Origin of the sequence: Granulicella cerasi (genome assembly GCF_025685575.1) — a bacterium.
Classification (GTDB): domain Bacteria; phylum Acidobacteriota; class Terriglobia; order Terriglobales; family Acidobacteriaceae; genus Granulicella; species Granulicella cerasi.
Genome location: NZ_JAGSYD010000002.1, coordinates 677,750 through 702,102, shown reverse-complemented (window position 1 = coordinate 702,102; position 24,353 = coordinate 677,750). Strand labels below are relative to the sequence as shown.

Annotated in this window: 23 protein-coding genes and 1 other RNA gene; 13 read left to right on the top strand and 11 right to left on the bottom strand. The window is 62.1% G+C overall.

Annotation, left to right across the window (positions count from 1 at the left end):
* Nucleotides 1-230: 230 nt before the first annotated feature.
* The 7 genes from rimO to ffs all read right to left on the bottom strand — a co-directional run bounded on the left by rimO (nucleotide 231) and on the right by ffs (nucleotide 6,790).
* Nucleotides 231-1,829, bottom strand: a complete 1,599-nt coding sequence (gene rimO, locus OHL11_RS08480) for a 30S ribosomal protein S12 methylthiotransferase RimO (RefSeq protein ID WP_263371053.1) — start codon at nucleotides 1,827-1,829, stop codon at nucleotides 231-233.
* 27 nt (nucleotides 1,830-1,856) lie between these two features.
* Nucleotides 1,857-2,189 carry a type II toxin-antitoxin system RelE/ParE family toxin gene (locus tag OHL11_RS08475; protein WP_263371052.1) on the bottom strand — a complete coding sequence of 111 codons (333 nt, stop codon included), beginning with the start codon at nucleotides 2,187-2,189 and terminating at the stop codon, nucleotides 1,857-1,859.
* Complete coding sequence (locus OHL11_RS08470) at nucleotides 2,173-2,484, bottom strand: type II toxin-antitoxin system Phd/YefM family antitoxin (RefSeq protein ID WP_263371051.1); 312 nt, start codon at nucleotides 2,482-2,484, stop codon at nucleotides 2,173-2,175. Before OHL11_RS08470 ends, OHL11_RS08475 begins: the two co-directional genes overlap by 17 nt.
* Before the next feature lie 39 nt (nucleotides 2,485-2,523).
* Nucleotides 2,524-2,865 (bottom strand): hypothetical protein, encoded by a 342-nt coding sequence (locus tag OHL11_RS08465; RefSeq protein ID WP_263371050.1) that lies wholly within the window; start codon nucleotides 2,863-2,865, stop codon nucleotides 2,524-2,526.
* Between the two features lie 81 nt (nucleotides 2,866-2,946).
* Nucleotides 2,947-4,980: a M13 family metallopeptidase gene (locus tag OHL11_RS08460; protein WP_263371049.1), complete on the bottom strand. Its 2,034-nt coding sequence runs from the start codon at nucleotides 4,978-4,980 to the stop codon at nucleotides 2,947-2,949.
* A 584-nt stretch (nucleotides 4,981-5,564) separates the two neighbouring features.
* Nucleotides 5,565-6,587 (bottom strand): beta-ketoacyl-ACP synthase III, encoded by a 1,023-nt coding sequence (locus tag OHL11_RS08455; RefSeq protein WP_263371048.1) that lies wholly within the window; start codon nucleotides 6,585-6,587, stop codon nucleotides 5,565-5,567.
* A gap of 104 nt (nucleotides 6,588-6,691) precedes the next feature.
* An RNA gene (gene ffs, locus OHL11_RS08450) (signal recognition particle sRNA small type) lies at nucleotides 6,692-6,790 on the bottom strand.
* A 99-nt stretch (nucleotides 6,791-6,889) separates the two neighbouring features.
* Between ffs and OHL11_RS08445 the strand changes: the two genes are divergently transcribed.
* Complete coding sequence (locus tag OHL11_RS08445) at nucleotides 6,890-7,576, top strand: YqaA family protein (protein ID WP_263371047.1); 687 nt, start codon at nucleotides 6,890-6,892, stop codon at nucleotides 7,574-7,576.
* A 26-nt stretch (nucleotides 7,577-7,602) separates the two neighbouring features.
* Here OHL11_RS08445 and OHL11_RS08440 read toward each other — a convergent pair whose 3' ends face one another.
* Nucleotides 7,603-8,478, bottom strand: coding sequence for a menaquinone biosynthetic enzyme MqnA/MqnD family protein (locus tag OHL11_RS08440; protein ID WP_263371046.1), 876 nt, complete (start codon nucleotides 8,476-8,478; stop codon nucleotides 7,603-7,605).
* A 172-nt stretch (nucleotides 8,479-8,650) separates the two neighbouring features.
* On the opposite strand from OHL11_RS08440, the gene dprA reads away from it, so the two are divergent.
* From dprA to OHL11_RS08420, 4 genes are all read left to right on the top strand, one after another.
* A complete protein-coding gene (gene dprA, locus OHL11_RS08435) occupies nucleotides 8,651-9,826 on the top strand; it encodes a DNA-processing protein DprA (RefSeq protein ID WP_263371045.1) in 1,176 nt (391 codons plus the stop codon).
* Between the two features lie 41 nt (nucleotides 9,827-9,867).
* Complete coding sequence (locus OHL11_RS08430) at nucleotides 9,868-10,107, top strand: hypothetical protein (protein WP_263371044.1); 240 nt, start codon at nucleotides 9,868-9,870, stop codon at nucleotides 10,105-10,107.
* A gap of 258 nt (nucleotides 10,108-10,365) precedes the next feature.
* Nucleotides 10,366-13,278: a type I DNA topoisomerase gene (gene topA, locus OHL11_RS08425; protein ID WP_263371043.1), complete on the top strand. Its 2,913-nt coding sequence runs from the start codon at nucleotides 10,366-10,368 to the stop codon at nucleotides 13,276-13,278.
* A 9-nt stretch (nucleotides 13,279-13,287) separates the two neighbouring features.
* Nucleotides 13,288-13,749, top strand: a complete 462-nt coding sequence (locus OHL11_RS08420) for an OsmC family protein (protein WP_263371042.1) — start codon at nucleotides 13,288-13,290, stop codon at nucleotides 13,747-13,749.
* A gap of 25 nt (nucleotides 13,750-13,774) precedes the next feature.
* On the opposite strand, the gene OHL11_RS08415 is transcribed toward OHL11_RS08420, so the two are convergent.
* Together OHL11_RS08415 and mscL are read right to left on the bottom strand one after the other, a co-directional pair.
* Nucleotides 13,775-15,943: a M28 family metallopeptidase gene (locus tag OHL11_RS08415; protein WP_263371041.1), complete on the bottom strand. Its 2,169-nt coding sequence runs from the start codon at nucleotides 15,941-15,943 to the stop codon at nucleotides 13,775-13,777.
* Nucleotides 15,944-16,034: 91 nt separating this feature from the next.
* Nucleotides 16,035-16,433: a large conductance mechanosensitive channel protein MscL gene (gene mscL / locus OHL11_RS08410; RefSeq protein WP_263371040.1), complete on the bottom strand. Its 399-nt coding sequence runs from the start codon at nucleotides 16,431-16,433 to the stop codon at nucleotides 16,035-16,037.
* A 163-nt stretch (nucleotides 16,434-16,596) separates the two neighbouring features.
* Here mscL and OHL11_RS08405 point away from each other — a divergent pair, with 163 nt between their 5' ends.
* The 8 genes from OHL11_RS08405 to OHL11_RS08370 all read left to right on the top strand — a co-directional run bounded on the left by OHL11_RS08405 (nucleotide 16,597) and on the right by OHL11_RS08370 (nucleotide 21,528).
* Nucleotides 16,597-17,304, top strand: coding sequence for a molybdenum cofactor biosynthesis protein (locus tag OHL11_RS08405; protein WP_263371039.1), 708 nt, complete (start codon nucleotides 16,597-16,599; stop codon nucleotides 17,302-17,304).
* Complete coding sequence (locus tag OHL11_RS08400; RefSeq protein WP_263371038.1) at nucleotides 17,301-18,236, top strand: VWA domain-containing protein; 936 nt, start codon at nucleotides 17,301-17,303, stop codon at nucleotides 18,234-18,236. Before OHL11_RS08405 ends, OHL11_RS08400 begins: the two co-directional genes overlap by 4 nt.
* A gap of 34 nt (nucleotides 18,237-18,270) precedes the next feature.
* Nucleotides 18,271-18,549, top strand: coding sequence for an RNA chaperone Hfq (locus OHL11_RS08395; RefSeq protein ID WP_263371037.1), 279 nt, complete (start codon nucleotides 18,271-18,273; stop codon nucleotides 18,547-18,549).
* A 24-nt stretch (nucleotides 18,550-18,573) separates the two neighbouring features.
* Nucleotides 18,574-19,443, top strand: coding sequence for an inositol monophosphatase family protein (locus OHL11_RS08390; protein WP_263371036.1), 870 nt, complete (start codon nucleotides 18,574-18,576; stop codon nucleotides 19,441-19,443).
* Nucleotides 19,443-19,898 carry an NUDIX hydrolase gene (locus OHL11_RS08385; RefSeq protein ID WP_263371035.1) on the top strand — a complete coding sequence of 152 codons (456 nt, stop codon included), beginning with the start codon at nucleotides 19,443-19,445 and terminating at the stop codon, nucleotides 19,896-19,898. Before OHL11_RS08390 ends, OHL11_RS08385 begins: the two co-directional genes overlap by 1 nt.
* A 139-nt stretch (nucleotides 19,899-20,037) precedes the next feature.
* Nucleotides 20,038-20,298 carry an indolepyruvate ferredoxin oxidoreductase subunit alpha gene (locus OHL11_RS08380; RefSeq protein ID WP_263371034.1) on the top strand — a complete coding sequence of 87 codons (261 nt, stop codon included), beginning with the start codon at nucleotides 20,038-20,040 and terminating at the stop codon, nucleotides 20,296-20,298.
* 79 nt (nucleotides 20,299-20,377) lie between these two features.
* Entirely contained in the window at nucleotides 20,378-21,124 is a 747-nt protein-coding gene (gene recO / locus OHL11_RS08375) for a DNA repair protein RecO (RefSeq protein WP_263371033.1), read from the top strand.
* 32 nt (nucleotides 21,125-21,156) lie between these two features.
* Entirely contained in the window at nucleotides 21,157-21,528 is a 372-nt protein-coding gene (locus OHL11_RS08370; RefSeq protein WP_263371032.1) for a hypothetical protein, read from the top strand.
* 70 nt (nucleotides 21,529-21,598) lie between these two features.
* Here the strand turns inward: OHL11_RS08370 and galB are convergent, their stop codons facing one another.
* Entirely contained in the window at nucleotides 21,599-24,313 is a 2,715-nt protein-coding gene (galB, locus tag OHL11_RS08365; protein WP_263371031.1) for a beta-galactosidase GalB, read from the bottom strand.
* Nucleotides 24,314-24,353 lie beyond the last annotated feature (40 nt).

The window sequence follows — 24,353 nt, the reverse complement described above, 5'->3', positions numbered from 1 at the left end:
ACTTCATAAGCAAGGACAATCACGGTGATGCCTACGAAAGCGATCAAGAATGACGTTATCCAGCTATGGCGCGTCAAAACTGTGTCGTAGTAATGAGCTTGTTTCGCAAGATAGGCGGTCTTGCCTAAACGGAAGGAGCGCACTTTGAAGAAATGTTGAAGTGTTGCATCCGCGACGCTAATAGCGGATACAGTGCAAATCCGAGCTTTCTTATGGGGCATCCGACGATCTTACTCGAGGATCGTTGCCACCACGTCGTAGTCATGCGCTTCGGTAATCTCGGCGCGGTAGAAGGTGCCCGGGACGAGCGCTTCGTGGGGGCCGAAGTCGTTGATGAGGACCTTGCCGTCGATCTCCGGGGCCATGTCGAGCGAGCGGCCTTGCCAGAGGAGTTCAGTCTCTTCGCTTTCGCCTTCGACGAGCACGTCGACCACGCGGCCGATCCACGCCTTACGCGCGTTGCGGCTGATTTTGTTCTGCAGGCGCATGAGTTTGCGTCGGCGCGCTTCGATGGTGCGCTTCGGCACCTTCTGGTCGAGGTCGAATGCGCCAGCGCCCTCTTCGTCTGAGTAGCTGAAGACGCCGAGCCAGTCGAGCTTTGCCGCGGTCACGAAGGCGCAGAGCTCTTCAAAGTCTTCTTCGGTTTCGCCGGGGAAGCCGACGATGAAGCTGGTGCGCAGCACGAGGTTCGGCACGATCTTGCGCGCCTTCTCGATGATCTGGAGGAAGCGGTCGGCGGTGCCGCCGCGCTTCATGCGGCGCAGCACGTTGGCGGAGGCGTGCTGCAGCGGCACGTCGAGATACTTAGCGACGTTGTCGTGGCGCGCGATGGCTTCGAGCAGGCGCGTGGTGATCTTGTTCGGGTACGCGTAGAGGAAGCGCAGCCACTTGAGGCCGGGCAGGGGCGCGAGCGCGTCGAGCAGGTCGGCGAGTTCGGGGCGCTTGCCGGTTATCTCGTCCTTAGGTAGGTCTTCGCCGAAGCAGGTCGTGTCCTGGCCAATGAGCGTGATCTCGCGCACGCCCTGCGCGATGAGCTGTTGCGCCTCGCGCACGATGCTCTCAATGGGGCGCGAGCGGAACTTGCCGCGAAGCTGCGGGATGATGCAGAAGCTGCACGGGTGGTCGCAGCCTTCGGCGATCTTGATGTATGCCGAGGCCTTGGGCGTGGCGAGGATACGCGGCGTGTCGGCGGTGTAGAGGTAGGTGGGCAGCGCGGCGGTGGCGCCGTCCCAGTTCTCGCGGGAGAAGCGGCCAGCGGCTTCGCGGGCGTCGCCTTCTGGGCGCGAGGTTGTTTCGTTCGCGATCTGCGGCCCTGAACCTTCGGGGCGTGAGTGTTGGTTCACGGCCGACGCGTGGCGCTCGATCTGCGCGGTGGTGAGCACGTTGAACGGCGAGGCGGGAAGCTCGGCGGGCGCAGGGCGCTTGAGTCCCGCGGCGGCAATGATCGCTTCGAGTTCGCCGGTGCCGACGACGGCATCGACCTCGGGAATGTTCTTCTGAATCTCGTCGCGGTAGCGCTCGACGAGGCAGCCGGCGACGATGAGCTTTTGCGCGCGTCCGCCCTGGCCGACCTTGTGGTTCACCATCTCGAGGATCGTGTCCACGGACTCCTGCTTGGCGGAGTCGATGAAGCTGCAGGTGTTGACGACGAGGATGTCGGCGTCTTCAGCGCAGGGAGTGATCTCCGCACCGCCCGAGTGGAGCAAGCCCATCATGACCTCGGAGTCAACGAGGTTCTTGGGGCAACCGAGCGAGATGAAGCCTACCTTGGGGCGGGGCTTTTCGATCTGGTTTTCGGCTTCGGGCGAGAGTGTGGAAGAAAGGCTCACAATCCCTAAGTTTAGCACGATTATCGGCTATTTCTTGGGCCGGGCGGGGCGTTGTTTGAGCGTACGCAATGGTGAAGCGGCTGAGTGGTAGATGCGAAGAACTCGAACGCAATCGTCAGTGATTTCAAAGATGATGAGGTGTGACTCGTAGAGCTGTTGATGCATCAATTCCGCGAAGGCTTCTTGCTCAGGGATGCGAGGGCAGCGCGCGGGGAAGTTTGCTAGTTCTTCGATAACTTGGCGTAACCCTTTGAACCAGCTGTCTGCAGGAATCGCATCGTGGCTTCTGGCGCGGATAAAAGCATGATATTCAAGCGCATCTCGCTCGGCGGGAGCCGTGATCTCAACGACGTATGCCAAGCTTCTTCTCCATCTCGTCGAAAGCTTCGCGCACAGGACGCGTGCGGCCTTCTCGAACAGCAGTCAATCCCTCATTCACTGCTGCAACGAAGCGGCGTTCCTCTTCTAGAAGCTCGAGACGGTCCTGTTGTGCCTGAAACGTTTCTGCATCTTGTACGACTACAGATGCAGAGCCATTCACTGTGAGTACTAACGGGGATTTCGTCTTGTGCAGGCGGGTAATGTGCGCCTTGGTGTTGCGCGTGAAGTCGGTAAGAGGGCGGATATCTTCGAGGGCGATCGAGATGTTTGCCATGAGCAGATTATAAGCAGAGAATTCTCTGCTTGCGAAGCTCTAAATTGGCCGGCGGTTCAGCGGCTTCATCTCGAGGATGTTGAGCTTTTCTTCCTTCGGCTTTTGATGGCGCACGATGACGACGCCATTCGTTTCGAAGTGTTTCGTGCGGTGGTCGGTGCCGTGTTCGAGGAAGATGGCCTTCTTCAGCATCGCGATATAGCGGCGCGACTCCTCCTCGAAGTGGCGCGAGGTGACCCAGTCGTAATCCCCGGTGAGGTAGTAGGTGGCCTCGCACTTGGGGCAGTAGATCGGCTCTTCCAGCGTGCGATGGAAGGCCGCCGGTGGCAAGGGAACCACTGGGTCGGTGCCGGGTTGGATCGCGACGAGGATGTGGCGCATAAGGCAGAAATCAGAGATTAGAGATCAGAGATTGCGGCGGGGATTCACCGATCTCTGATCTCTCGTTTCTGATCTCTTGTTTTACCAGATGTGAACGCGTTGCTCGGGCGCGAGGTAGAGCTTCTCGCCGGGCTTGACGTCGAAGAGCGTATACCAGGCGTCGAAGTTGCGGACGGTGGAGGCGCGATACTGGCCGGGGGCGTGCGGGTCGCTAACGACGCGTGCGCGGTAGGTGGCTTCACGCATCTTCGTGCGCCAGATCTGGCCGAAGGCGAGGAAGAACTGCTGGTCCGGCGTGTAGGGGCCGACGTTTGCAGCAGGCTTCTTCTTCAGCGCCACGTGGAAGGCATCGAAGGATGCAGCCACGCCGCCGAGGTCGGCGATATCTTCGCCCAGCGTCTGCTTGCCGCTGACGTGTACGCCGGGGAAGGGCTCGTACGCGTCGAACTGTGCGGCGAGTGCGCCGGTGACTTGCTTGAAGTGCGCGTAGTCGGCGGGCGTCCACCAGTCGCGCACTTTGCCCTTGCTGTCGAAGGCCGCGCCTTCGCTGTCAAAGGTGTGCGAGATTTCGTGGCCGATGACGGTTCCGATCGCTCCGTAGTTCGCGGCGTCGGGTGCGTTAGCGTCGAAGAACGGCGGCTGCAGAATCGCGGCGGGGAAGTTGAGGCCGTTGTCGAGCGGCAGGTTGACGGCGTTGACGGTCTGCGGCTCCATGCACCACTCGGCACGGTCCACCGGCTTGCCGATGCGGCCGAGGCTGTAGTGCAGCTCATGCACGGCAGCGCGACGCAGGTTGCCGCCGAGGTCGTCGGGCTTGATCTCGAGACCAGCGTAGCTGCGCCAGTGGTCCGGGTAGCCAATGCCGACGTGCAGCGTGGCGAGCTTGCGCAGCGCTTCGGCCTTCGTCGAAGGCGTCATCCAGTCCAGCGCTTCGAGCCGCGCGTGGAAGGCGGCGAGCAGGTTGTTCACCATCGCCTGCGCGCGGGCTTTCGCCTCGGGCGAGAAGTTCTGCTTCACGTAGATCTGACCGACGGCGTCGCCGAGGATGGAGTTCGTGAGCGCGATGCCGCGCTGCTCACGCGGACGCTGCTGCTGCGCGCCGGAGAGCGTCTTGCCGTAGAACTCGAACTGCTCATCGGCGAAGGCCTTCGAGAGGCTGAGTGAGTTCGCATCGAGCAGATGCGCGGCGAGCAGATCCTTCCACGCGGCGAGCGATTCGGACTGCACAAGCGCGGCGTTCGCGGTCATCGACGCAGGCTGCCAGACGTAGAAGCTCGACTGCTTGGCGAGTCCTGCGGCGGTGAAGTACGTTGCCCAGTCGATGCCCGGCGCCTTCGCTGTGAAGTCGGACTGCGCCCACACGTTGTTTGCGTGGTGAATGTCTTCGGAGTCGGCGAGTGAGGTCTGCACCTTGGCGATCGCGGTTTCGAGCGCGAGCACGCGTACGGCGCGGGCATCGGGCTCGCTGTACCCGGCGAGCGTGAAGAGCTTGGCGAGGTGTTGCTTGTAGACCTCGCGCACGTGCTTCATGTGCTCGGAGTCTGCAAGGTAGTAGTCGCGCGCGGGCAACAGACCGCCACCGGTGAGCAGGTACGGCGCGTAGTGGTCGGGGTCGTTGAAGCCCGGCGCGACCCAAACGCCGACGAGGTTCGCGGTATGGAAGTTCGTGTTGTTCAGCGGATCGACGTCCGCGCGCAGCGAGCGGCCAAGCGCGGCGGAGAGTTCCTTCTTGTCGGCGATCTTGTCGATGACGGCGAGCATCGGCTTGAGGTTCGCGAGGCCGTGCTGCTCGATCGCCGCTTCGTTCATGTAGGCGGCGTAGAGGTCGGCGACGCGGCGCGTGTCGGTGTTCGCCGCGCCGGGGTTGCTGGCGACGTCGGCGAAGATCTGTTTCAGCTGCGCGTCGGTCTTGTCCGCGACGATCGTGAAGCTGCCCACGGAGGTGCGGTCGGCGGGGATGGTCGTGTTCTTCATCCATTCGCCGTTGGCGAAGAGGTAGAAGTCGTCGCCGGGCTTCACATTGTGGTCGATGTTCTCGAGGTTGATGCCGTTGGTTTGGGCAAGCGCCGTCGACGCGAAGAGCGCGGAGGCAAGCAGGTATTTACGCGAGATCATGTGTGCTCCTAAAGCTGCGGTTTCGATTTTAGGACGAAGTGAGGTGCGCGTGGGCGCCGAGGCGTTGAGGAGCTGCTGAAATGCGGCAAGCCGCACGACCGGGTGCCCCATGTCTCGTTTTGAGGCATGGGTTTGCAGGGTGCACGCGAAGTCGTGGCGGCCCACTCGTCCGCACAAAGCCGCGTACGGATGCCGAGCTCGAGGAGGCTGCATGCAAGAGCTACGAAGGAGCGCGGAAACTATCGCTGGAGCGAAGAAACTCTACGCACGATGCACCTAAACTCTTGGCGAGGCACGAACGGTAGGGCACGGCTTTCAGCCGTGCCGTCGCTCTTGTGTAGGCAAGGGGCTTCAGCCCCTGAGGTGAGCTTGGCGGTTGAGGTAACGGCTATGTCTCCACCAGAGTGTCAGGGATTCCGAATGCGAGTGTGTCAGCACGGTGGTGGCGACTTGATGAGCGCTATCTGTGGACAAATCCTGCGAACCCAGGTCTCAAAACTCGAGACCTGGGGCACCCGTTCGTGCTCCGCGCAAAGAAGATGGCCTCACCGTTAACGGTGAGGCCATTCGTATTTCGTCGAGCTTTAGATCTCCCAGCGCAGCAGTGTTGCTCCCACCGTAAAGCCTGCGCCGACGGCCGCGAGCAGGACGAGATCGCCCTTCTTCAGGCGGCCTTCTTCGAGCGCGGTGTTGATCGCCAGCGGGATCGTTGCGGCGGTCGTGTTGCCGAAGCGGTCGATGTTGATGACGACGCGCTCGAGGTCCATGCCGAGGCGCTCAGCTGTAGAGAGGATGATGCGCTTGTTCGCCTGATGCGGGATGAATGCGCCGAGCTCTGCGCCCGTGAGGCCGTTCCGCGTGAGCAGGCCTTCGGCGCTCTCGGCCATCTTGCGGACCGCGAACTTGTAGACAGCCTGGCCGTCCTGGTGGACGAAGTGTTCCTTGGCGTCGATCGTCTCGTGCGAGGCGGGCTTGCGCGAGCCGCCGGCGGGCATGTTCAGCGAGACCGCGCCGGAGCCGTCGACCTCGTGCCAAAAGTCGATGAGGCCGACCTCGCCCGCAGCTTCATCGCAGGGCTCAAGCAGCACGGCGCCCGCGCCGTCGCCGAAGATGATGCAGGTCGTGCGGTCGGTGTAGTCGATGATGGAGCTCATGACGTCGGCGCCAATGACGAGCACCTTCTTGTGCGCGCCGCTTTCGACGAGCTTTGCGCCAACCTGCAGAGCGTAGGGGAAGCCCGAGCAGGCGGCCGAGAGGTCGAAGCCCCATGCGCCCTTGGCGCCGAGCTTGTCCTGCACGAGGCAGGCGGTGGCCGGGAAGGCCATGTCCGGCGTCACGGTGGCGACGATGATCGCCTCGACTTCCGTAGCGTCGATGCCGCGTCTGGCGAGGCAGACCTTTGCGGCTTCTGCGGCGAGGTCGGAGGTGGCTACACCCTTGTCGACGAGGTGGCGCGTCTTGATGCCGGTGCGCTCGGTGATCCACTCATCGTTGGTGTCCACCATCTTTTCGAGGTCCGCGTTGGAGAGAACGCGCGGCGGAACGTAGGTTCCTACGGACGAGATCTTTGCGCGAACGGTGGTGCGGGGCTTCAACTGCAGACTCAAAACGGTGGTTCCTCCAATATGCCTAGGGCCAAGAGGATTCTACCGGATGCACGCAAGCGAAGCTTGTGAGCCAGAGCACATGCGTTGAATTTTGAAGGGGGATAATGCGCCGGGTTACCCTACTGCGCCCGCGGTGACCCGTTGCCGTTGCTTCCTTCCGGACCTGGCGGGGTTGGCGGGACCGCGTCGCGTAGGACCCGGCACACGATCTAGTGTACCAGCTTGCGGCAGATGGATCGAGAGCAGCAGCCTGTGCATTTTGTGGCAAATGCGCGCGACTTCGTGGACCGCATTTGCGTCTCATGAGCTACATGCTCCGTGTTCAGTCCATCCTCGCTGGTTTGGCGATCCTGTTGTTCGACAACAGCGGCGGCTTCATGTCGCACCTGTTTCATCTCGGGCTGGTGGGGCTTTTCTTCATCGCGGCGGTGGATAGCTCGTTCGTGCCGCTGCCGATTCCCGGCGTGACGGACGTGATGCTGCTGCTCTATGCGGCGGCTCATGCAAACGTGGCGCTGCTGCTGGTGATCTCCACGGTGGGCTCGGCGTTGGGTGGGTATCTTTCGCATGCGGTGGGGCAGGCGGGCGGAGAGCAATTCCTCGAGAAGCACGTGCCGAAGCACATCCTTACGCGGGTGACGGAGTGGATGGAGCATCACGCGATTCTGTCGGTGGCTCTACCAGCGATTTTGCCGCCGCCGGTGCCGCTCTCGCCGTTTGTGCTGGCTGCGGGCGCGGCGCATATGTCGCGTAAGAAGTTCATGACGTCGTTCACGATCAGCCGGTGCGCGCGCCACGCGATTGCGATCTGGCTCGGCGTGCACTACGGGCGCAGCGTGCTGGGCGTGTGGAAGAACTTCTCGACGCGCTGGGGCGTGACGATTCTGGTGGCGTTCTGGGTGGTGGTGGTTGTGTTCACTGCGATTGGAATCTGGAAGCTGGTGAGGACATCGCAGGACTTGAAGCGTAAGAAGCTGTCGGCTGCGTAGACGCTTTCGGCTGTGCGCGCAATTTGCTACGCCTTGAGGATATTCAACTCACCGAGTTCCGGCAGCGTGCCGTTCTCGGCTGCGAGCTTGCGGAAGAGCCTGATCGTCGCGAGGCATTCGTCATCGAGCACGTAGTGAATGTTGCGCGTGAGGTAGTGCTGCACGACGGTGCGCGGCAAGCCGAGGCGCGGTGACCACTCGTCCACCAGTGCGGGTGTGTTGGCCATGCCTGCGTTGCGGCTGTCGATAAGGTCTCCGATGACCTGCGCGGCGGCGATGTTTTCACGCGCGAGCGCTTCCGGGCGGAACGCCCAGACCGCGGCGACCCACGGTAAGCCGGTGTGATCACGCCAGAGCCTGGCGAGGTCCAGCCAGAGCAGTTTGTCGTCGGCGTGCTTGGTGTCGATGGCATCGCGATGCTCGCGGGCAAAGAGTGCAGGGTCGCCGATGAGCAGCGCGGCGTCGTGGTGTTCGAGCATCGCGAGCGGATCGGCGGAGGCTTCCTCAAACTCCGGGCGCGTGGCGTTCCACAGCTCGAAGAGCAGATGCGTATACGCCTGCGAGGAACGGGATGCTGCGTCGGCGGCGATGGTGCTGACGCGCTGCAGCGCTTCTTCGGCAGCGAGACCTTCGGGGTTCTTCACCAGCAGCAGGATCGAGCGAACCTCATCGAGCGAAGCGATGGTGCAACCGGGGATGATGGCCAGTTCCGGCGTAAGCGCTGCGATGGGGATGAGGCCGAGGTCGGCTTCGCCGGTGAGCAGGCGACGCGCGCATTCGCTGGGCAGCGTGTACTCGACGTCATAGCGGCTACGAAGCTCAGTGGCTTTCGGCTCGTGTTCGAAGTCGTAAAGCAGTGGAGCAGGATTCAGGAACGAGATGGCAGCAACGCGGAGTGGCACATCTTCGAGGATACGCCTCTGAAGCGAGGGGAGGGGCTGGGGGAAGGGGTGTTAGAAAGGCCCATTCGTTTATCGGTGTAGAGCTTTGAGCGAAACCCTCTCGCCTGAACCCTGTCCCCTCGCGCTCCTCTGTTACTCTGTCGGCACTGATTCGCAGTTGAGAGGTGAGCGAGTGGAAACGGTAAGTATTGCCGTGGCGGAGGAGCGCCGTCTGGCATGGTTGGCTTTGTCTTTGAGCCCGGAGATGGGGCCGACGCGCATTGGGCGCGTGATGCAGCGGTTGGATCGCGCCGATCGTGTGTTTGCGATGTCGCTGACAGAGCTTGAAGGCTGCGGGATGCCCGCAAAGGCCGTGCAGTTCATCGCCGATGGACGCGCCCGTTCAGCAGCGGTTGCCGAAGCGGCGCGCGCTACGGAGACTGGCGTTTCCCTGCTTTGTCCCGAGGACGAGGAGTATCCGGCGGGGCTTCTTGGAATCTATGATCCGCCCGCGATGCTGTGGGTGCGGGGCAATGTGAAGGCGCTGAATCTACCCGGCATTGCGGTGGTCGGCACGCGGCATCCTTCGCCGTACGGCGCGGGCATGGCGACGATGTTGAGCCGCGAGTTGGCGCAGCGTGGTGTGGGTATCTTCAGCGGTATGGCGCGCGGTGTGGACACGGCCGCGCATCGCGGCGCGCTCGACGCCAAGGGCGTGACGGTCGCGGTGTGGGGCACAGGCATCGACGTGATCTACCCGAAGGAAAACAAGAAGCTCGCGGAGGAGATCGTCGCCAACAACGGCGCGCTGGTGAGTGAATTTCCGATTGGCACGTTTCCCGCGCCGCAGAACTTTCCCATCCGCAACCGCACGCTGAGCGGCATGAGCGTTGGCGTGCTGGTGGTAGAAGCCGCAGAGCACTCGGGCACGCGCATCACGGCGCGGTGCGCGCTGGACCAGGGGCGCGACGTCTACGCCGTGCCGGGCAACGTGACGAATAAGAACTCCTGGGGGCCGAACACGCTGATCAAGCAGGGTGCGAAGCTGACTGCTACCTGGGAGGACGTGTGGGAGGACCTGCCGTCGCAGGTGCGGATCGAACTGGAAGACGCGCAGATGTCCGCACGTGACCGTGCACCGCATGAGGCGCCCTCTTTATTTAGTCAGGAAGGTGCGGTGCAGATCGGACAAACCGAGATGGCCGTGCTCTCGACCCTCAAAACGGACGAGCCCACGCAGCTGGACGAACTCATCGAGCGGCTGGAGGGCAAGCTGGCGAGCGGCGAGATCTTCACCGCGCTGTTTGAACTGGAGCTTGCGGGCAAAGTGCGAGCGATGCCGGGGAAGAATTATTTGAGGGCGATGTAGCGATGTGTGATCAATGTGAAAACTTGTGCCAGGGATTCAAGATGAATGGCCCTGCCGAATATCGTCAGAAGGCCGCCGCTCTGGAGGCTATGGTCAAACGTGGAAGCCTGCGGGTAATCGATGATCATAATGTCGCGCTGGAGGAGATCGTTCAATCAGACACGTGGCCCGATGACATTTTGATCACCGACCTTGAATGCACCATGTGTGGCGAAAAATTCGAACTCTTCGCCAACACCTACCATGGCAGCGCTCAGTGGTCGGGCGCCAAAGGCAAGTAGCTGCTTTGGTTGTATCGCCCTCCGACGAAACTATTTCCCAACCGCTGCGTCTGATGCTTCGGCTGAGAGATTGCGAAACGGGGCGAATCCGGGAAAGTTTGACTTGGCCTCGGCGTTCCGTGTTAGTTTCCTATCTCATTGGCCGGTTTCGGTGGCAGGTGAGCCGGAACAGAGGGTGTCAACGACGGGTTTGTGGCTTGCAAACGGGCTACGGGCTTAGTGGAAGCGGCGCAGGCCGCAGGTAGTAGAGGGAAGCACATGGCAAAGAATCTGGTCATCGTAGAGTCGCCGGCAAAGGCGAAAACGATCGGCAAATATCTCGGCAGCGATTATGTGGTGGAGGCCTCGGTAGGCCACATCATGGACCTGCCCAAGAACGACATTGGCGTGGAGTTGAAGCGCCGCACCTTTGAGCCGACGCTGATCGTGTCGCCGGGCAAAGAAAAGGTTGTAGACCGCCTGAAGAAGCTGGCGGCGAAGTCCGACGCCGTCTTTCTGGCGCCCGATCCTGACCGCGAAGGCGAGGCGATTGCCGCGCATCTGAAGATGCAGCTTCTGCCGGCGGTGAAGAAGAACGTGCCGGTGAAGCGCGTCACCTTTAACGAAATTACTAAGAAGGCCGTGAACGAGGCTTTCAAGCACGTTCGCGACGTGGACGAGAACCGCGTGGACGCGCAGCAGACGCGTCGTGTGCTCGATCGTCTGGTGGGCTATCAGATCTCCCCGCTGCTCTGGGACAAGGTGAAGCGTGGACTCTCCGCAGGCCGCGTGCAGACGGTGGCGCTGCGTCTGATCGTGGAGCGCGAACGCGCGATCGCGGCGTTCCCCGAGACCGAGTACTGGAATATAGATGCGGTGTTGACGCCGCAAGCAGGTGGCAGCGAGTTCACGGCGCGTATGGTGGGTGTCTCCGGCCAGCCGGTGCGTGTGGAAGACCGCTCGGAGGCGGGCAAGTACATCGCCAACGCGCTGCCCGACAAGGGCGCAGTGGACGAGGTGCTTGCGCAGCTTGAGCGCGCCAAGTGGAGCGTGCGCTCGGTCGAAAAGAAGGAAGTGCGCCGCAAGCCGAAGGCGCCTTTTACGACCTCGCAGTTGCAGCAGCAGGCCGCGGGGCGCCTGGGCTTTGGCGTGCGCCGCACCATGGGCGTGGCGCAGCGTTTATATGAAGGCATTGAGCTCGGGCCGGAAGGCACGGTCGGCCTCATCACCTACATGCGTACTGACTCCACGCGTATGAGCCCGGATGCGGTAGATGCGATCCGCGAGCATGTGCGTAAACAGCTTGGCGACCAGTACATTCCGGCGACGCCGAACACCTACGCGTCGAAGAAGGACGCGCAGGACGCGCACGAAGCGATTCGTCCGACGAGCGTGGCGTACACGCCCGAGTTTGTGCGGAAGTATCTCAGCGATGAGCAGTTCCGCTTGTACTCGCTGATCTGGGAGCGCGCGGTCACGAGCCAGATGGTGCCTGCGGTTTTCGATCAGACGACCGTAGACATTCAGGCCAAGGCCGACATGAGCTATGACTTCCGCACGACAGGTTCGGTGCTGAAGTTTGCGGGCTATCTCTGGTACGACGAAGAGAACAAGAAAGCGAAGGCCGCGCGTGCGGATGCCGCTGCTGCAAAGCTCGAAGCGAAGGCCGCAGAGAACGCCGCCGATGCTGAAGCAGAGGCCGAAGCCGCCAAGGACGCCACCAGCGATGAAGGCGCGGCGGACCGTCGTCTGCCTGCGCTGGAGCAGGGGGCTGCGCTGAAGAAGCAGTCGATCGACGCGCAGCAGAAGTTCACGCAGCCGCCACCGCGCTTCAACGAAGCGTCGTTGGTGAAGACGCTGGAAGAGAACGGCATCGGCCGTCCTTCCACGTACGCGTCGATTATCAACACGATTCAGGAGCGCGACTACGTCAAGAAGATTCGCGCGAAGCTCGTGCCGACGGAGATCGGCATGGTCGTCACCGATCTGCTGGTGAAGAACTTCCCGTACATCTTCAAGGTGGAGTACACGGCCGATCTCGAGAACGAGCTCGACGCCGTGGAAGCTGGCAACGAGAAGTGGACCGCGCTGCTGGGCGGCTTCTACGAGCATCTTGAGAAGGAACTCAAGGTTGCCGAAAACGAGATGGAAGACATCAAGGCCTGGGAGAAGCCTTCCGCAGAAGTCTGCGAGAAGTGCGGCGCGCCGTTGATTCTGAAGTGGGGCAAGTTCGGCTCGTTCTATTCGTGCTCGAACTTCACCAAGGAAAAGCCTGTCGCTGTAAGCGCGGCGGCGTTGAAGAAGGACGCGAAGGCCGTACTGAAGAAGGTGCACGACAAGTTCGGGCCGATGGACCTGATCGTCCGCGGCGTGGATGATGCCGGTCGCGAGCACGAGGTTCCGGTGGGGGACCCGAAGAAGCTCGAAGCGGAACTGAAGGCCGCAGTGAAGCAGTGGAAGAAGGTCGTCGTCGACCCTGACAGCTGCGACTTCACGAAGGAGAATGTCGAGGCGAAGCCCGACCTAACGGTGCCGGGCGCAGACGCTGCCGACGAGCAGGAAGATGAGGCGTGCGACAACTGCGGACGCACGATGGTGCTCCGCAATGGACCCTGGGGACCGTTCATGGCGTGCCCCGGTTACAACGAAGATCCGCCGTGCAAGACGATCCGCAAGCTGACGCAGAAGGTGCAGTCGAAGCCTCCGGTGCAGTTGGAGGAGCCGTGCCCGAAGTGCGGCAAGCCGCTGCTGCAGCGTGATGGTCAGTACGGCGAGTTCATCGCCTGCTCGGGTTACCCCAAGTGCAAGTACGTGAAGCAGGAGCTGCTTGACGTGCCTTGCCCGAAGTGCGGCAGCGAAGTGGCGGTGCGCAAGAACCGCCGCGGCGATACGTTCTACGGCTGCACGCGGTATCCAAAGTGCGACTTCACGAGCAACCAGAAGCTGGTGAACGAGACCTGTCCGAAGTGCGAATCAGCGTATCTCGTCGAGGTGTCGAACGCGGAGGGCACGTTCCTCGTCTGCCCGAACAACTCGGAGAAGATGCCGAAGCGCCGCGCGAAGAAGGGCGAAGCTGAGGTCGTACAGACCGCGCCTGACTGCTCGTACGAGAAGAAGATTGGTCCGCCGAAGGTGAAGGAAGAGCTCGCCAAGCCGGACCCTGAGAAGACTCGCCCTGTGGCGATTGCTTAAGAGGAAACAATGGTCAAGATTTCACTGGAGTATGAAGGTCAACTGCATTGCAAGACCGTGCACGAGCCTTCCGGGACGGTGCTGTTCACGGACGCGCCGAAGGACAACCAAGGACTCGGCGAGAGCTTCTCGCCGACCGATCTGGTGGCCACGGGGCTGGCAAGCTGCATCCTGACGACGATGGCGATTCAGGCGCGCACGCTGGGCATCGACATCGACGGTGCCACGGCCTCGGTGACGAAAGAGATGACGGCGGCGCCTCCGCGCAAGATTGCGCGTCTGGCCGTGACCGTGAACATTACCAAGCCTGTGGATGAGCAGAACCGCATCAAGCTCGAGCGCGCCGCGCACACCTGCCCGGTGCATCGCAGCTTGAGCCCCGAGGTCGACGCTCCGATCGAGATCACCTGGCATAGCGCTTCGCTGCTTCGCACGAAGATCTCTTGCAAAGACAGAAGGGGCGTGGCCTAAGCCACGCCTCTTCTGTTCTTGTAGGCTACTTTGCTGCTGCGTCGAGGATTGCTGCTGACTTGTTCAACGCCGCTGCCAGCGCATCGATCTGCGCCTGCGTGCGTGCTTCGTCCTTCGCGTCGATGCCTTCGGTCACGCCCGGAATCACCACCGCTGCATAGCCGGTGAATTCGCCCGGAGCGTAGATGAGGTGCTTGTAGAACGGTCGCTTCGGCAAGCCCTGTTCGCTGAGCAGCGCCGACTCTGCATCGCGCAACGCCGCGTTCAGCTTGGCCTGCCTGGCATCGGCGTTCACCGCGCCGGTCTGCACCGCGTAGACCGCGTTGCCCGCCGCTGCGAACTTCGAAGAGGCATCGTCGAGCGCCGACCAGTTTAGCTTCATGCCGAGCTTGTCGGCCCGCTTCTGCTGCTTTTCGATGTAGCCGGCGACGTCCTTGCCGTAGAGGCGATAGTCGTAGGGCAGTACATCGGCATCGGCCATGTGGAGCAGTTCGAGGCCGAAGACCTGCGACATCTCCTTCAGATACGCGAAGGTCGGGTCAGCGTTCTTGATGAACCAGTTGTAGTTGTCGAAGACCGAGTGATAGACGCCGTACGGGCCGTGCGAGCCGATGTCGGTCGAAGGCACGCCAAGGTGCTGGATGAAGGGCGTGTAGTCCGAGCCGGAGCCGAGCACACCGACGTGAACCTCGTCGCTCTTGCTCGACGCAAAGGTCGGCGTGGCGTGCGGATCACCGAAGTCTGGCTTCTTGCGCGGCGCCTCTTCGTCATCGCCGCCCTTCCACTGTGAGTACACCGTGCCGCCCTTCGGCGAAGGCACCTGGCGTGCCACATCGCGGACGAAGTCCATCAGCGAAGGCACCGACGATGCGCCGAAGTTCGGTCCGGAGACACCGACGTCTACGTTGAAGTAGGCGACTGCCTTGGAGAGTTCCTTGGTGTGGCCTTCAGCCCACTCGGTCGAGCCGATCAGGCCTTCTTCCTCGGCGTCCCAGCTGGCAACGACGATCGTGCGCTTCGGCTTCCAGCCCTGCTTCAGCAGTTCGCCGAGGCCGTGGACGCTCTCGAGCATCGCGGCCGTGCCGGAGTTCGGGTCGACCGCGCCATAGACCCACGCATCGCGATGATTGCCCGCGATGACCCATGCATCCTTCTGCGCCTTGTCCGTGCCTTCGATCGTGCCGATAACATCCCAGATCGTGCGCAGCTTGTAGTCCTGCTCAAGGTGCATGTGCACCTTCACGCTGCCGGTGCCGCCGAGGTGGTAGGCGAAGGGCAGGCCGCCCTGCCACTCCTTCGGTACGTTCTTGCCTTCCATCGCTGCGAGGATCGGCGCGGTGTCCTTGTACGACAGCGGGTTCACGGGGATCGACGGCTGGTTCTGCTTAGCCGGATCCATCACGCGCTTGGAGTCAGGCAGGTTCACCGTGGCCGACTCACCCGGCGATGACGGATCGCCCGGATAGATGGGCAGGAACTGCACGGAGCCGCGCTGTACGGCCGTCTCAGGGTGATACGCGCCACGCGGATACATATCTCCGCGCACGTAGCCGTCATCGGCGGGGTCGGAGTAGATGATGACGCCTGCCGCGCCGTACTGCTGCGCGATGTAGCTCTTGATGCCGCGGAAGTTTGCGCCGTAGCGCACGATGACGATCTTGCCCTTGACGTCGACACCCATCTCCTTGAGGCGCTTGAAGTCCTCAAAGGTGCCATAGTTCGCGTAGACGGCCTCGGCGGTTACGTCGCCCGAAGGCGCGGAGCCATTGAACGCGGGCAACACGCGCGGATCATCCTGATAGGGGTCGCCGCCGAAAGCGGCGTCGACGTGCTCGGGCGTGGGACCGCTCATCAACTGCTTGCCATTGGCGTCGGTCGCGGTGATCTCAATCTTCACCGGCTTGTTCAGCCACACGCGGTAGGGAACGATCTCGGTCTTGAGGCCGGCGGCACGGAACTTCGCGGCCACATAGTCGGCGGTCTCTTTGTCCTCGGGGGACGAGGCCCAGTGAGGAGCCTTCGTCAGCTCCTTGAGGTGCGCGCCAGCGAGTGCGGCGTCCGGCACCTTCATGAAGGCCGAGTCCCACTTGGACTGCTGGGTGAAGTCCTTGTAGCCGAACACAGGAGCGGTTTGGCTATAGGCAACGGGAGCGGCCAGGGCCGCAAGCAGAAACGCCACGCGCAGTCTTTGCATACTGAGAAATCCCTCGTTGAAGCTGGAGTGATCCTAGTATGTCAGGTGCGCGTGGCGTTCGGGTTCGCTTATCGAATCTGCGGGTCGAATCTTAGACCGGCTGCGTGCAGAACTTGCAGCGCGTAGCGGCCAGCGGGATTTCGCCGAGGCACTGCGGGCAGGCCTTGGTCGAAGGCGGTTCAGCCGCAGGCGGGTTGAACTTCTTGAGCAGGTACTGCGTCGGCACGACGAGGAAGAAGTAAACCACTGCCGCGATGAGCAGGAAGTTGATGACGGCCGTGATGAAGACGCCGTACTTGATTTCGCCGCCGTGCACGTGGGCAACCAGGTAATCGAAGTTCGGCTTGCCGATCACCGCGCCAAGAAGCGGGTTGATGATGTTCGCCGTCAACGCCGTAACGATGGAGGTAAACGCTGCACCGATGATCACGGCGACAGCCAGGTCCATCACATTGCCGCGCAGAATAAAATCGCGAAAGCCTTTGAGCATGAGTCAATTCTCCGGTAGGTTACTTGCGTGCGAGTATATCGCTTCGCTATCGGTTGTGAAGACAATTCGTACGTCTCAACGTCTATCTGGGATGGGCGTTCTTACACTGCGCGTTGCATCGCTGGCGATGCCAAGGTCGGCGCTCCTCGCGTATCGTGAACACATGTCGCAAAGCTCTATCCACGTGCGCGTGCTGTCGTTCGGGCCTCTCAAGTCAGTCTTCGGAGAGGGCGGATCGGTGCGTGAACTACCCACTGGCACCACCGTGCGTGAACTCCTGCAACGCCTGCGTGCAGAAAGCCTGATCGCCGAGCAGATGCTGTGCTCTGCGGCGGTTGCAGTGAACCAGGAATACGTGAAGCCTCCGCATGTGCTCGCCGATGGCGACGAAGTAGCGGTGCTGCCGCCGGTGAGTGGTGGGTCTGACGATGCTGTGAAGCTGACGCGCGAGCCCATTGTGATCGCTGAGGTCGTGGCTGCGTTTGCCCACAGCGCGGACGGAGCGATGGTGACCTTCGACGGCGTGGTGCGCAACAACACGCGTGGTCGCCAGACGCTGCATTTGGACTACGAAGCCTACGAAGAAATGGCCGTCAACGAGATGCGCAAGCTGCGCGCGGAGGCGATGGCGCGCTTCGGTGTGCGTGAGGTCGCGATCGTGCATCGACTCGGACGATTGGTGATCGGCGAGACGAGTGTGTTGATCGTGGTCTTCTCCGCGCATCGTGGTCCGGCGTTTGAGGCGAGTCGCTTCGTCATCGACACGCTGAAGAAGACGGTGCCGATCTGGAAGCGCGAGCAGTTTGTGGATGGCGCCGTCTGGGTGGATGGGGAGCCATTCCCCGAAGAGATCGTGGAGTCTGCGCAGTGAAGTCGTTGTGGCTGCTTCCGTTGGCCTTGGCCTGTGCGCTGCACGCGCAGCAGGCGCCTGCGCCTGTCGAACGCCACATGCCGGACCTGCCCACGATCAAGGTCACAAGTCGCCTTGTGCCGGTTGCCGTGAATGTTGTCGACGAGCATGGAGCACCGGTTGCGGGACTCACGCAGGAGGACTTTGAAGTGCTCGAGGACGGCAAGCCGCAGAAGATCGCGGTCTTCGAGAAGGAGTCGACCACGCCGCTCAGCATGGTGATCACCGTGGACGCAAGCGAGAGCACGATTGCGCAGAACAAGCTCGAACGCGATGCGATGCGCGATTTTCTGCGCAAGCTGATGCGTCCGCAGGACCGGGCTGCGCTCTTCGCGTTCGCTGACACCGTCGATGAAGTCGTGCCGTTCACCAACGACGCGCACAAGCTCGAGAGCGGCTTCGGCAAGATTCAGCGCGGTGACGCGACCGCGATGTACGACGCGATCTACCTTGGCGCGCAGCACCTCGGCACCTCGCAGGACCCCGCCGCGCGCCGCGTGCTGGTGGTCATCAGCGATGGCGTGAATACGACGCATCATGGAAGCTACGATGCGGCGTTTGAGCAGGCGCAACGTGCGGGCGCGATGATCTACTCGCTGATCGTGGTGCCTGTGGAGGCTGACGCCGGTCGCAACACCGGCGGCGAGCACGCGCTGATGCAGCTCAGCAAAGACACCGGCGGCAAGTTTTACGAGATCATCGCCAAGCAGGATGTCGTTGCGGCCTTCGAGCATTTGTCCGACGATCTGCGCACGCAGTACACGGTGGGCTATTACGCGCCGCAGCAAAAGCTGGGCCGCGACAACCTCCACCGCATCGAACTGCGTCTGAAAGACCAGAGCCTGCGCGCAAAATACACGCTTCGTTACCGGACCTCGTACTACGCGCGTTGAGGCGATTCGCTACGTCAGGACGTACAATCAGCGCATGAGAATCTGGAATCGGCGGCAGAAAACGCCCACGGGCGACACCGGGCAGGAAGCGCTGTATCTGAAATCGCTTTCCGACCGACAGGTGCAGGTGCAGGTGAAGCTGCGCGATGGCGAGACGGTCGCGGGTTGGATCGAGTACTTCGACGACATGATGCTGCGTCTGACGCGCGAAGGTCAGCCGAACCTCTTCATCTACAAGGCGCAGGTGCGCACCATCACCGAAAATACGCAGGGCTCGGGCCTGAAGCGTAACGGCAACCGCGACGATCTGTAAGTTTTTCCTTTGGAGTTTGTGGCGATGAGTGAGTTTGTAGAGAAAGCCTCGGCGATTGCGCGCGAAGCCGGCGCGCTACTGCGCGAGTATTACAAGACGGGCGTGCGCGCTGAGTACAAGGGCGATGTGGACCTCGTCACCGAAGCCGACCGCGCCAGCGAAAAGCTTATCGTCTCGCGACTGCAGGAGGTCTTTCCCGACCACGGCATCTACGGCGAAGAGGGGACGCGTTCCGGTCTCGAAGCCGAGTATCGTTGGTACGTCGATCCGCTCGATGGCACGACAAACTTCGCTCACAGCTTTCCGGTCTTCTGCGTGGTACTTGGCTGCGAACGTCGCATGCCGGACCTGAAGCCGGAGGAAGACGGCGAGATGGTCGCGGGCATCATCTACGATCCGCTGCGCGATGAGCTCTTCACGGCCGCGAAAGGCGAAGGTGCGTTTCTCAACGGGGAGCGCATTCATGTTTCCAAGGCGAAGCTGCTGCAGGAGTCGCTGATCGCGACGGGCTTCCCGAGCCACAAGCGCCACCGCTCGCCGAATGTGCACTTCTACCAGGAGTTCACGCTGCGCTCGCATGGCGTCCGCCGCGCGGGTTCGGCAGCGATTGACCTTGCGTACGTCGCCTGCGGCCGCCTCGATGGCTACTGGGAGTTCAAGCTGAACCCGTGGGACACGAGCGCCGGCTATCTGCTGGTGGAAGAAGCTGGCGGCAAGATTACGCACATCGATGGCGCTAAGTTCACGCTCGACAGCGTCGAAGTGCTTGCGACGAATGGCAACATCCACGACGAGATGCAAGCGCTCTTCATGCAGATGATGGCTGGGGAAGGGCTTGAGCCGATCCCGACGCCTGCAGAGTTTGCGGCACGGCGCGCAGCGGGCGAGCAGTAGTGCGACTTCGTCGTTCCGCTCGCGTTTTGCTCTTCGATGCGCAGGACAATATCTTCCTGATTCGCTTCACCGCAGAGCTCGACGGCAAGCCTTTCATCTTCTGGGTGACGCCCGGTGGTGAGGTAGAACTGCTCGAGGACGATCACACCGCTGCGTCACGTGAACTGCTCGAGGAAGTGGGGCTGTCGCTGCCGCTGATCGGGCCGGTTCTGGAGAACACCGGCGGCACGTACACACACCTTGGCGAGACCGTGCGCAACTACGATGTCTACTTCGCGGCATGGTGTGAGCACGATGCGCCGAAGCTCTCTGGCGTGACCGCGGACGAGATTCGCTTGATGACCGAGGCGCGCTGGTGGTCGCTGGAGGAGCTTGCCAGCAGCACGGAACGTGTCTTCCCAGAGCAGCTTGCGGGGCTCGCCCGGCAGGTGCTGGCGGAGCGAAAACCCGCGTAAATAGGCCTGATTTAGTCCTATTTGTGAAAAACTTCCTGCTTTGGATTCCGCGAAATCCTTGCTACTATCGACTGGTCTAAGCGAGCAGGGTTGAGGGACTCAGAGCTCAAAGTTTTCGCACCAAGGAGATCAACGAACAATGGCTTACGTAATCGCAGAACCCTGCATCGGCACCAAGGACCGCGCTTGCACTGACGCTTGCCCGGTGGACTGCATCCACCCCAAGGCTGGCGAACCCGGCTCCGAAGAGCTCGACCAGCTCTTCATCGACCCGGTCGAGTGCATCGACTGTGGCGCTTGCGTTCCGGTTTGCCCGGTTTCGGCGATCTACGCCAGCGACGATCTGCCGGACAACTGGGTACACTTCCGCGATCTGAACGCGACCCACTTCGGCCGCTAAACCTCGCGAGAGATTCGCAAAAGGCACAGAGCTTCCGCTCTGTGCCTTTTGCTTTGCGCGAGATGAGACGATAGAAACAGTGGCTCAAGGCAGGCAAATCCCGCACCACAGCGAAGCGATCGTGCTGCGCACCTGGCCGTTTCATGAGGCCGATCTGCTCGTCAGCCTCTTCACGCGCGAGCAGGGTAAGGTGAAGGGCGTGGCGCGCCATGCGATGAAGTCGCGCAAACGTTTTGGTGGTGCGCTGGAGCCTGCAAGTTACGTCCGCGCGCACTATACGGAGCGCCCGCGCGTCGAACTGGTACGGCTCGATAGCTTTGAGATCCTTTGGTCGCCGATGAAGGCGACGGTTTCGCTGGAGCGGCTCGCAGGGCTGCAACTGATCGCCGAAGTGCTGGAAGAAGCGGTCCCCGAGGGCGCGCGCGAGGACAATCTCTTCCGCCTCGCGATGACCTGTCTCACCGCGATGGACGAGCATCCGATTTGGCTGCCGGTGACGTACTTCGCGGTATGGATGGCGCGCCTGATGGGCTGCTGGCCGGAGCTGGGGCATTGCGTGGTGTGTGGGCTGGACCTGCGCGGGCAGGACGTATGGTGGTCGCCTGTGGCCGATGGCGTAACCTGCATGGACGATCGAAGGCCGCAGAGCCGCAGGTTGTCCGCTGAGAGCATCGTGACCGCGCAACATCTGATGCGCAACGGGCTGGAGACACTGCTCGAACAGCAGTGGACGTCGGCGACGGCTCGCGATCTGCGACAGCTTGCGGTGGCGATGCTGGAGCGGCATCTGGAGCGCCGACTGCGCAGCGCTTTTACGCTCGTCTAAACGCGCCAGCGCGGTGTAGAGTCGGCCTATCCATGAATCTCAAGCGAACTGGAACGGTGGCACGTGAAGTGCTCGCGGCGGCCTTGCTGCTGGCTTCGGCGGCGCTGCTTGCGATGCGTTATCGCGCGCTGCCGCTGCGAATGCATACGCCGATCAATGGCGCAGGCGATGCGCACGGCATGGGCAGTCGCGATCATCTATGGCTGCTGCTGATGATGGCCGGCTGGTGCTTCGTGCTGATGAGCGCCGTCAATTTCCTTCCAGTGGAAGCGGTGAATCTGCCCGAAGGCACAAGCCTTAAGACGAAGCGGAAGACGCTTGCGGTCTGCAAGCAAATTGTCGGCTGGCTCAAGGTAGTGTTGATGGCCGGATTGCTCGTTTGGATTTGGCGGTTGGTGCGGTAGGCAGGCATTCTCGCTTGCCCATCCGTCCGCAAGAAGCCGCGTACGGATGGGGCACCCAGATTTGTGGGGACTAGCGAATTGCGATGCTTGTTGAGCCGAGGGTGAGGCCGTCGGCCTTTGCGGTGATGTGGAGGATGCCGTGTTCGCCGCGCTTGGCGCGCACGATCACCAGAGCCTTTCCGTGGAACGCTTTGCGGGTGTGATCCGGGAAGGCGTTGAGGTCGGTGGCGTCGCCGTTGTCGGTCGCGACGATCTCGCCGGCGCCGGTGACGCTGAAGGTAATCGCGGCGTCGGAATTCGGGTTGATGATGTCAGCTTTGTCTTCCACGTAGGCACGGATGAAGGCGAGGTTGGTGCCGTTTGCGGCGATCTGCTTCTCTTCCGGTGCGAGCTTGATCTGGGTTGCGGCGCCTGCGGTTTTCACTTCATCTGTTGCCCAGAGCTTGCCGTTCTTGTAGGCAACGACCTTCAGCACGCCCGGTTGATAGACCACGTCATCCCAGCGCAAGCGGTACTCAAATGGAGCCTTCTTCTTGCGACCGAGCGACTTGCCGTTGAGGAAAAGTTCGGCTTCGTCGCCGGAGGTGAAGACGTGCACCGGCGTGACCTTGCCGACGCGGTCGGGCCACGTCCAATGCGGAAGAATGTGCACCATCGGCAGATCTGCGCGCCAGCGCGACTGGTAGAGGTAGAAGCGGTCCTTCGGGAAGCCCGCGAGGTCGATGAAGCCGAAGTACGAGGAGCGCGAGGTGTAGTACGGCGTGGGTTCGCCGATGTAATCCCAGCCGGTCCAGACGAACTCGCCGGCGACGTAGGGGTGATGGTCCTGCGCGCTGAAGACCTTGTCGGCGGAGGAGCCGAAGTCGGCGGCGTAGAGCTCGTACGCGCTCACCTGGTGCGTCTTGTCGTCGCTGCCGGAGCCATCACGCGCGGGGTAGCTCTTGCCCGGAGGCACGGGGAAGAGATAGCTGTCGCGCGAACTGATCGCCGCTGCGCTCTCGCTGGTGAAGATCATGCGCTGCGGGAAAGCAGCGCGGAAGTTGTCGTACTGCGGCAGCGTCTTCAGGCCCTTGAATCCGGTGTACTCCACGGTGTCGCGGATGCCTTCACCCTGGTAGTTGATGCTGACCACATCCATCGCCTTCGCGAAGCCGGAGTCGGACTTTGCGAAGTTCATCGACGCGGTCGCTGGGCGCGTGGCGTCCTCTTCATGCGCGAGCTTTACCATCTCTTGCGCGACCTTGACGCCTACCTCGCCGTTCTGCTGCTCGCCGACTTCATTGCCGACGCTCCAGAGAAAGACCGAGGGATGATTGCGGTCGCGGCGCATGAAACTGCGCAGGTCCTGCTCGTGCCAGTCGGGGAAGATGAGGTGGAAGTCGCCGGTGGTTTTCTGGCGCACCCAGCCGTCGAAGATCTCGTCCATGACGAGGAAGCCCATGCTGTCGGTGAGCTCAAGCAGCTCCGGCGCGGGCGGGTTGTGCGACATGCGGATGGCGTTCGCGCCGGCTTCGCGCAATTCGTCGAGCTGTCGCTTGGCCGCGTTCTCGTTGAACGCTGAGCCGAGCGTGCCGAGATCATGATGCTGGTTTACGCCCTGGATGCGGATGCGCTCGCCGTTCACGTAGAGGCCGTCGGGTTTGTACTCGATCTTTCGCACGCCGAAGCGCGTTTCGTAGCGATCTACGAGCTTGCCGCGCTGCGTGATCGTGGTGACGGCGACGTAGCGATTCGGCTGCTGCGTGGGCGGCGGGCCCCAGAGCTTCGGATGCGCGAGATTGGCGGTCGCAAGCGCGTCTTCATGCGCGCCAGCCGCGAGCGAAAGCTTCACCGGCTTCATCGCTGCGAGCGGGGCGCCTATCTGCTTGCCGTTTGCGTCGAGCGCGTAGATCTTCGTATTGACCTCTGCGTCGGTTGCCGCGGCCGAGTCGTTGTCCACGGTCACCTTCAGGTCCACGCGTGCAGAGTCTTTATCGATGATCGGCGTTGTGACGAACGTGCCCCACTCGCCGACGTGGACAGGCTGCGTCTTCACCAGCCACACGTTGCGATAGATGCCCGCGCCGGGATACCAGCGCGAGAAGTTCGTCGGATTGTCGAGGCGGATGGCGAGCTCGTTCTTGCCGCCGGGCACGAGATACGGCGTGAGGTCGAGTTGCCACGTCGCGTAGCCGTAGGGCCAGCCGCCGACGAGCTTGCCGTTGCACCACACCTCGGCATAGCTCATCGCGCCGTCCACCTGCAGGAAGATGCGCTTGCCCTTGTCGCTCACGGGCACGTCCAGCGCCTTGCGATACCACGCGATGCCCGGGCTGGGGAGCTTGCCCATACCGCCGCCGACCCTGTCGGTGAACGGGCCCTCGATCGCCCAGTCATGTGGCAGGTCGAGCTTGCGCCAGCCGCTGTCGTCGAAATCCGTATGCGTGTAGGCCACGCTCTCGCCGGGGTTGCCCGCAGGCCGCGCGTGGTGCTTCGACGCATCGGGCAGGAAGGCATCGCCGCTCGGCAGAATCCACGGTTTTAGCACCGGGAACTTGGCTTCTTCGAGCTTCGCGGCGTCAGAAACGGCCTCGGCCACGTGCGGCTTCTGATCATCGCTTTTCGCCACCGGCCGCACGTCGTAGAGCAGTGTGCGGGAGTCCACACCAGCGGGGTCGCCGTGCGTGAAGCGCCAGTCACGGTCGATCAACACCTTCTCGCGCGGCTGTTGGGCAGCGGCGATGGCGGGGAAGAGGGTTCCGGCGGAGACGAGGACAGCGAGGGCGGCGCGGGAGAAGGGTGTCATGGGTGATTATTTCGTCGAGCGAAAGTATTATGCTCCCGCC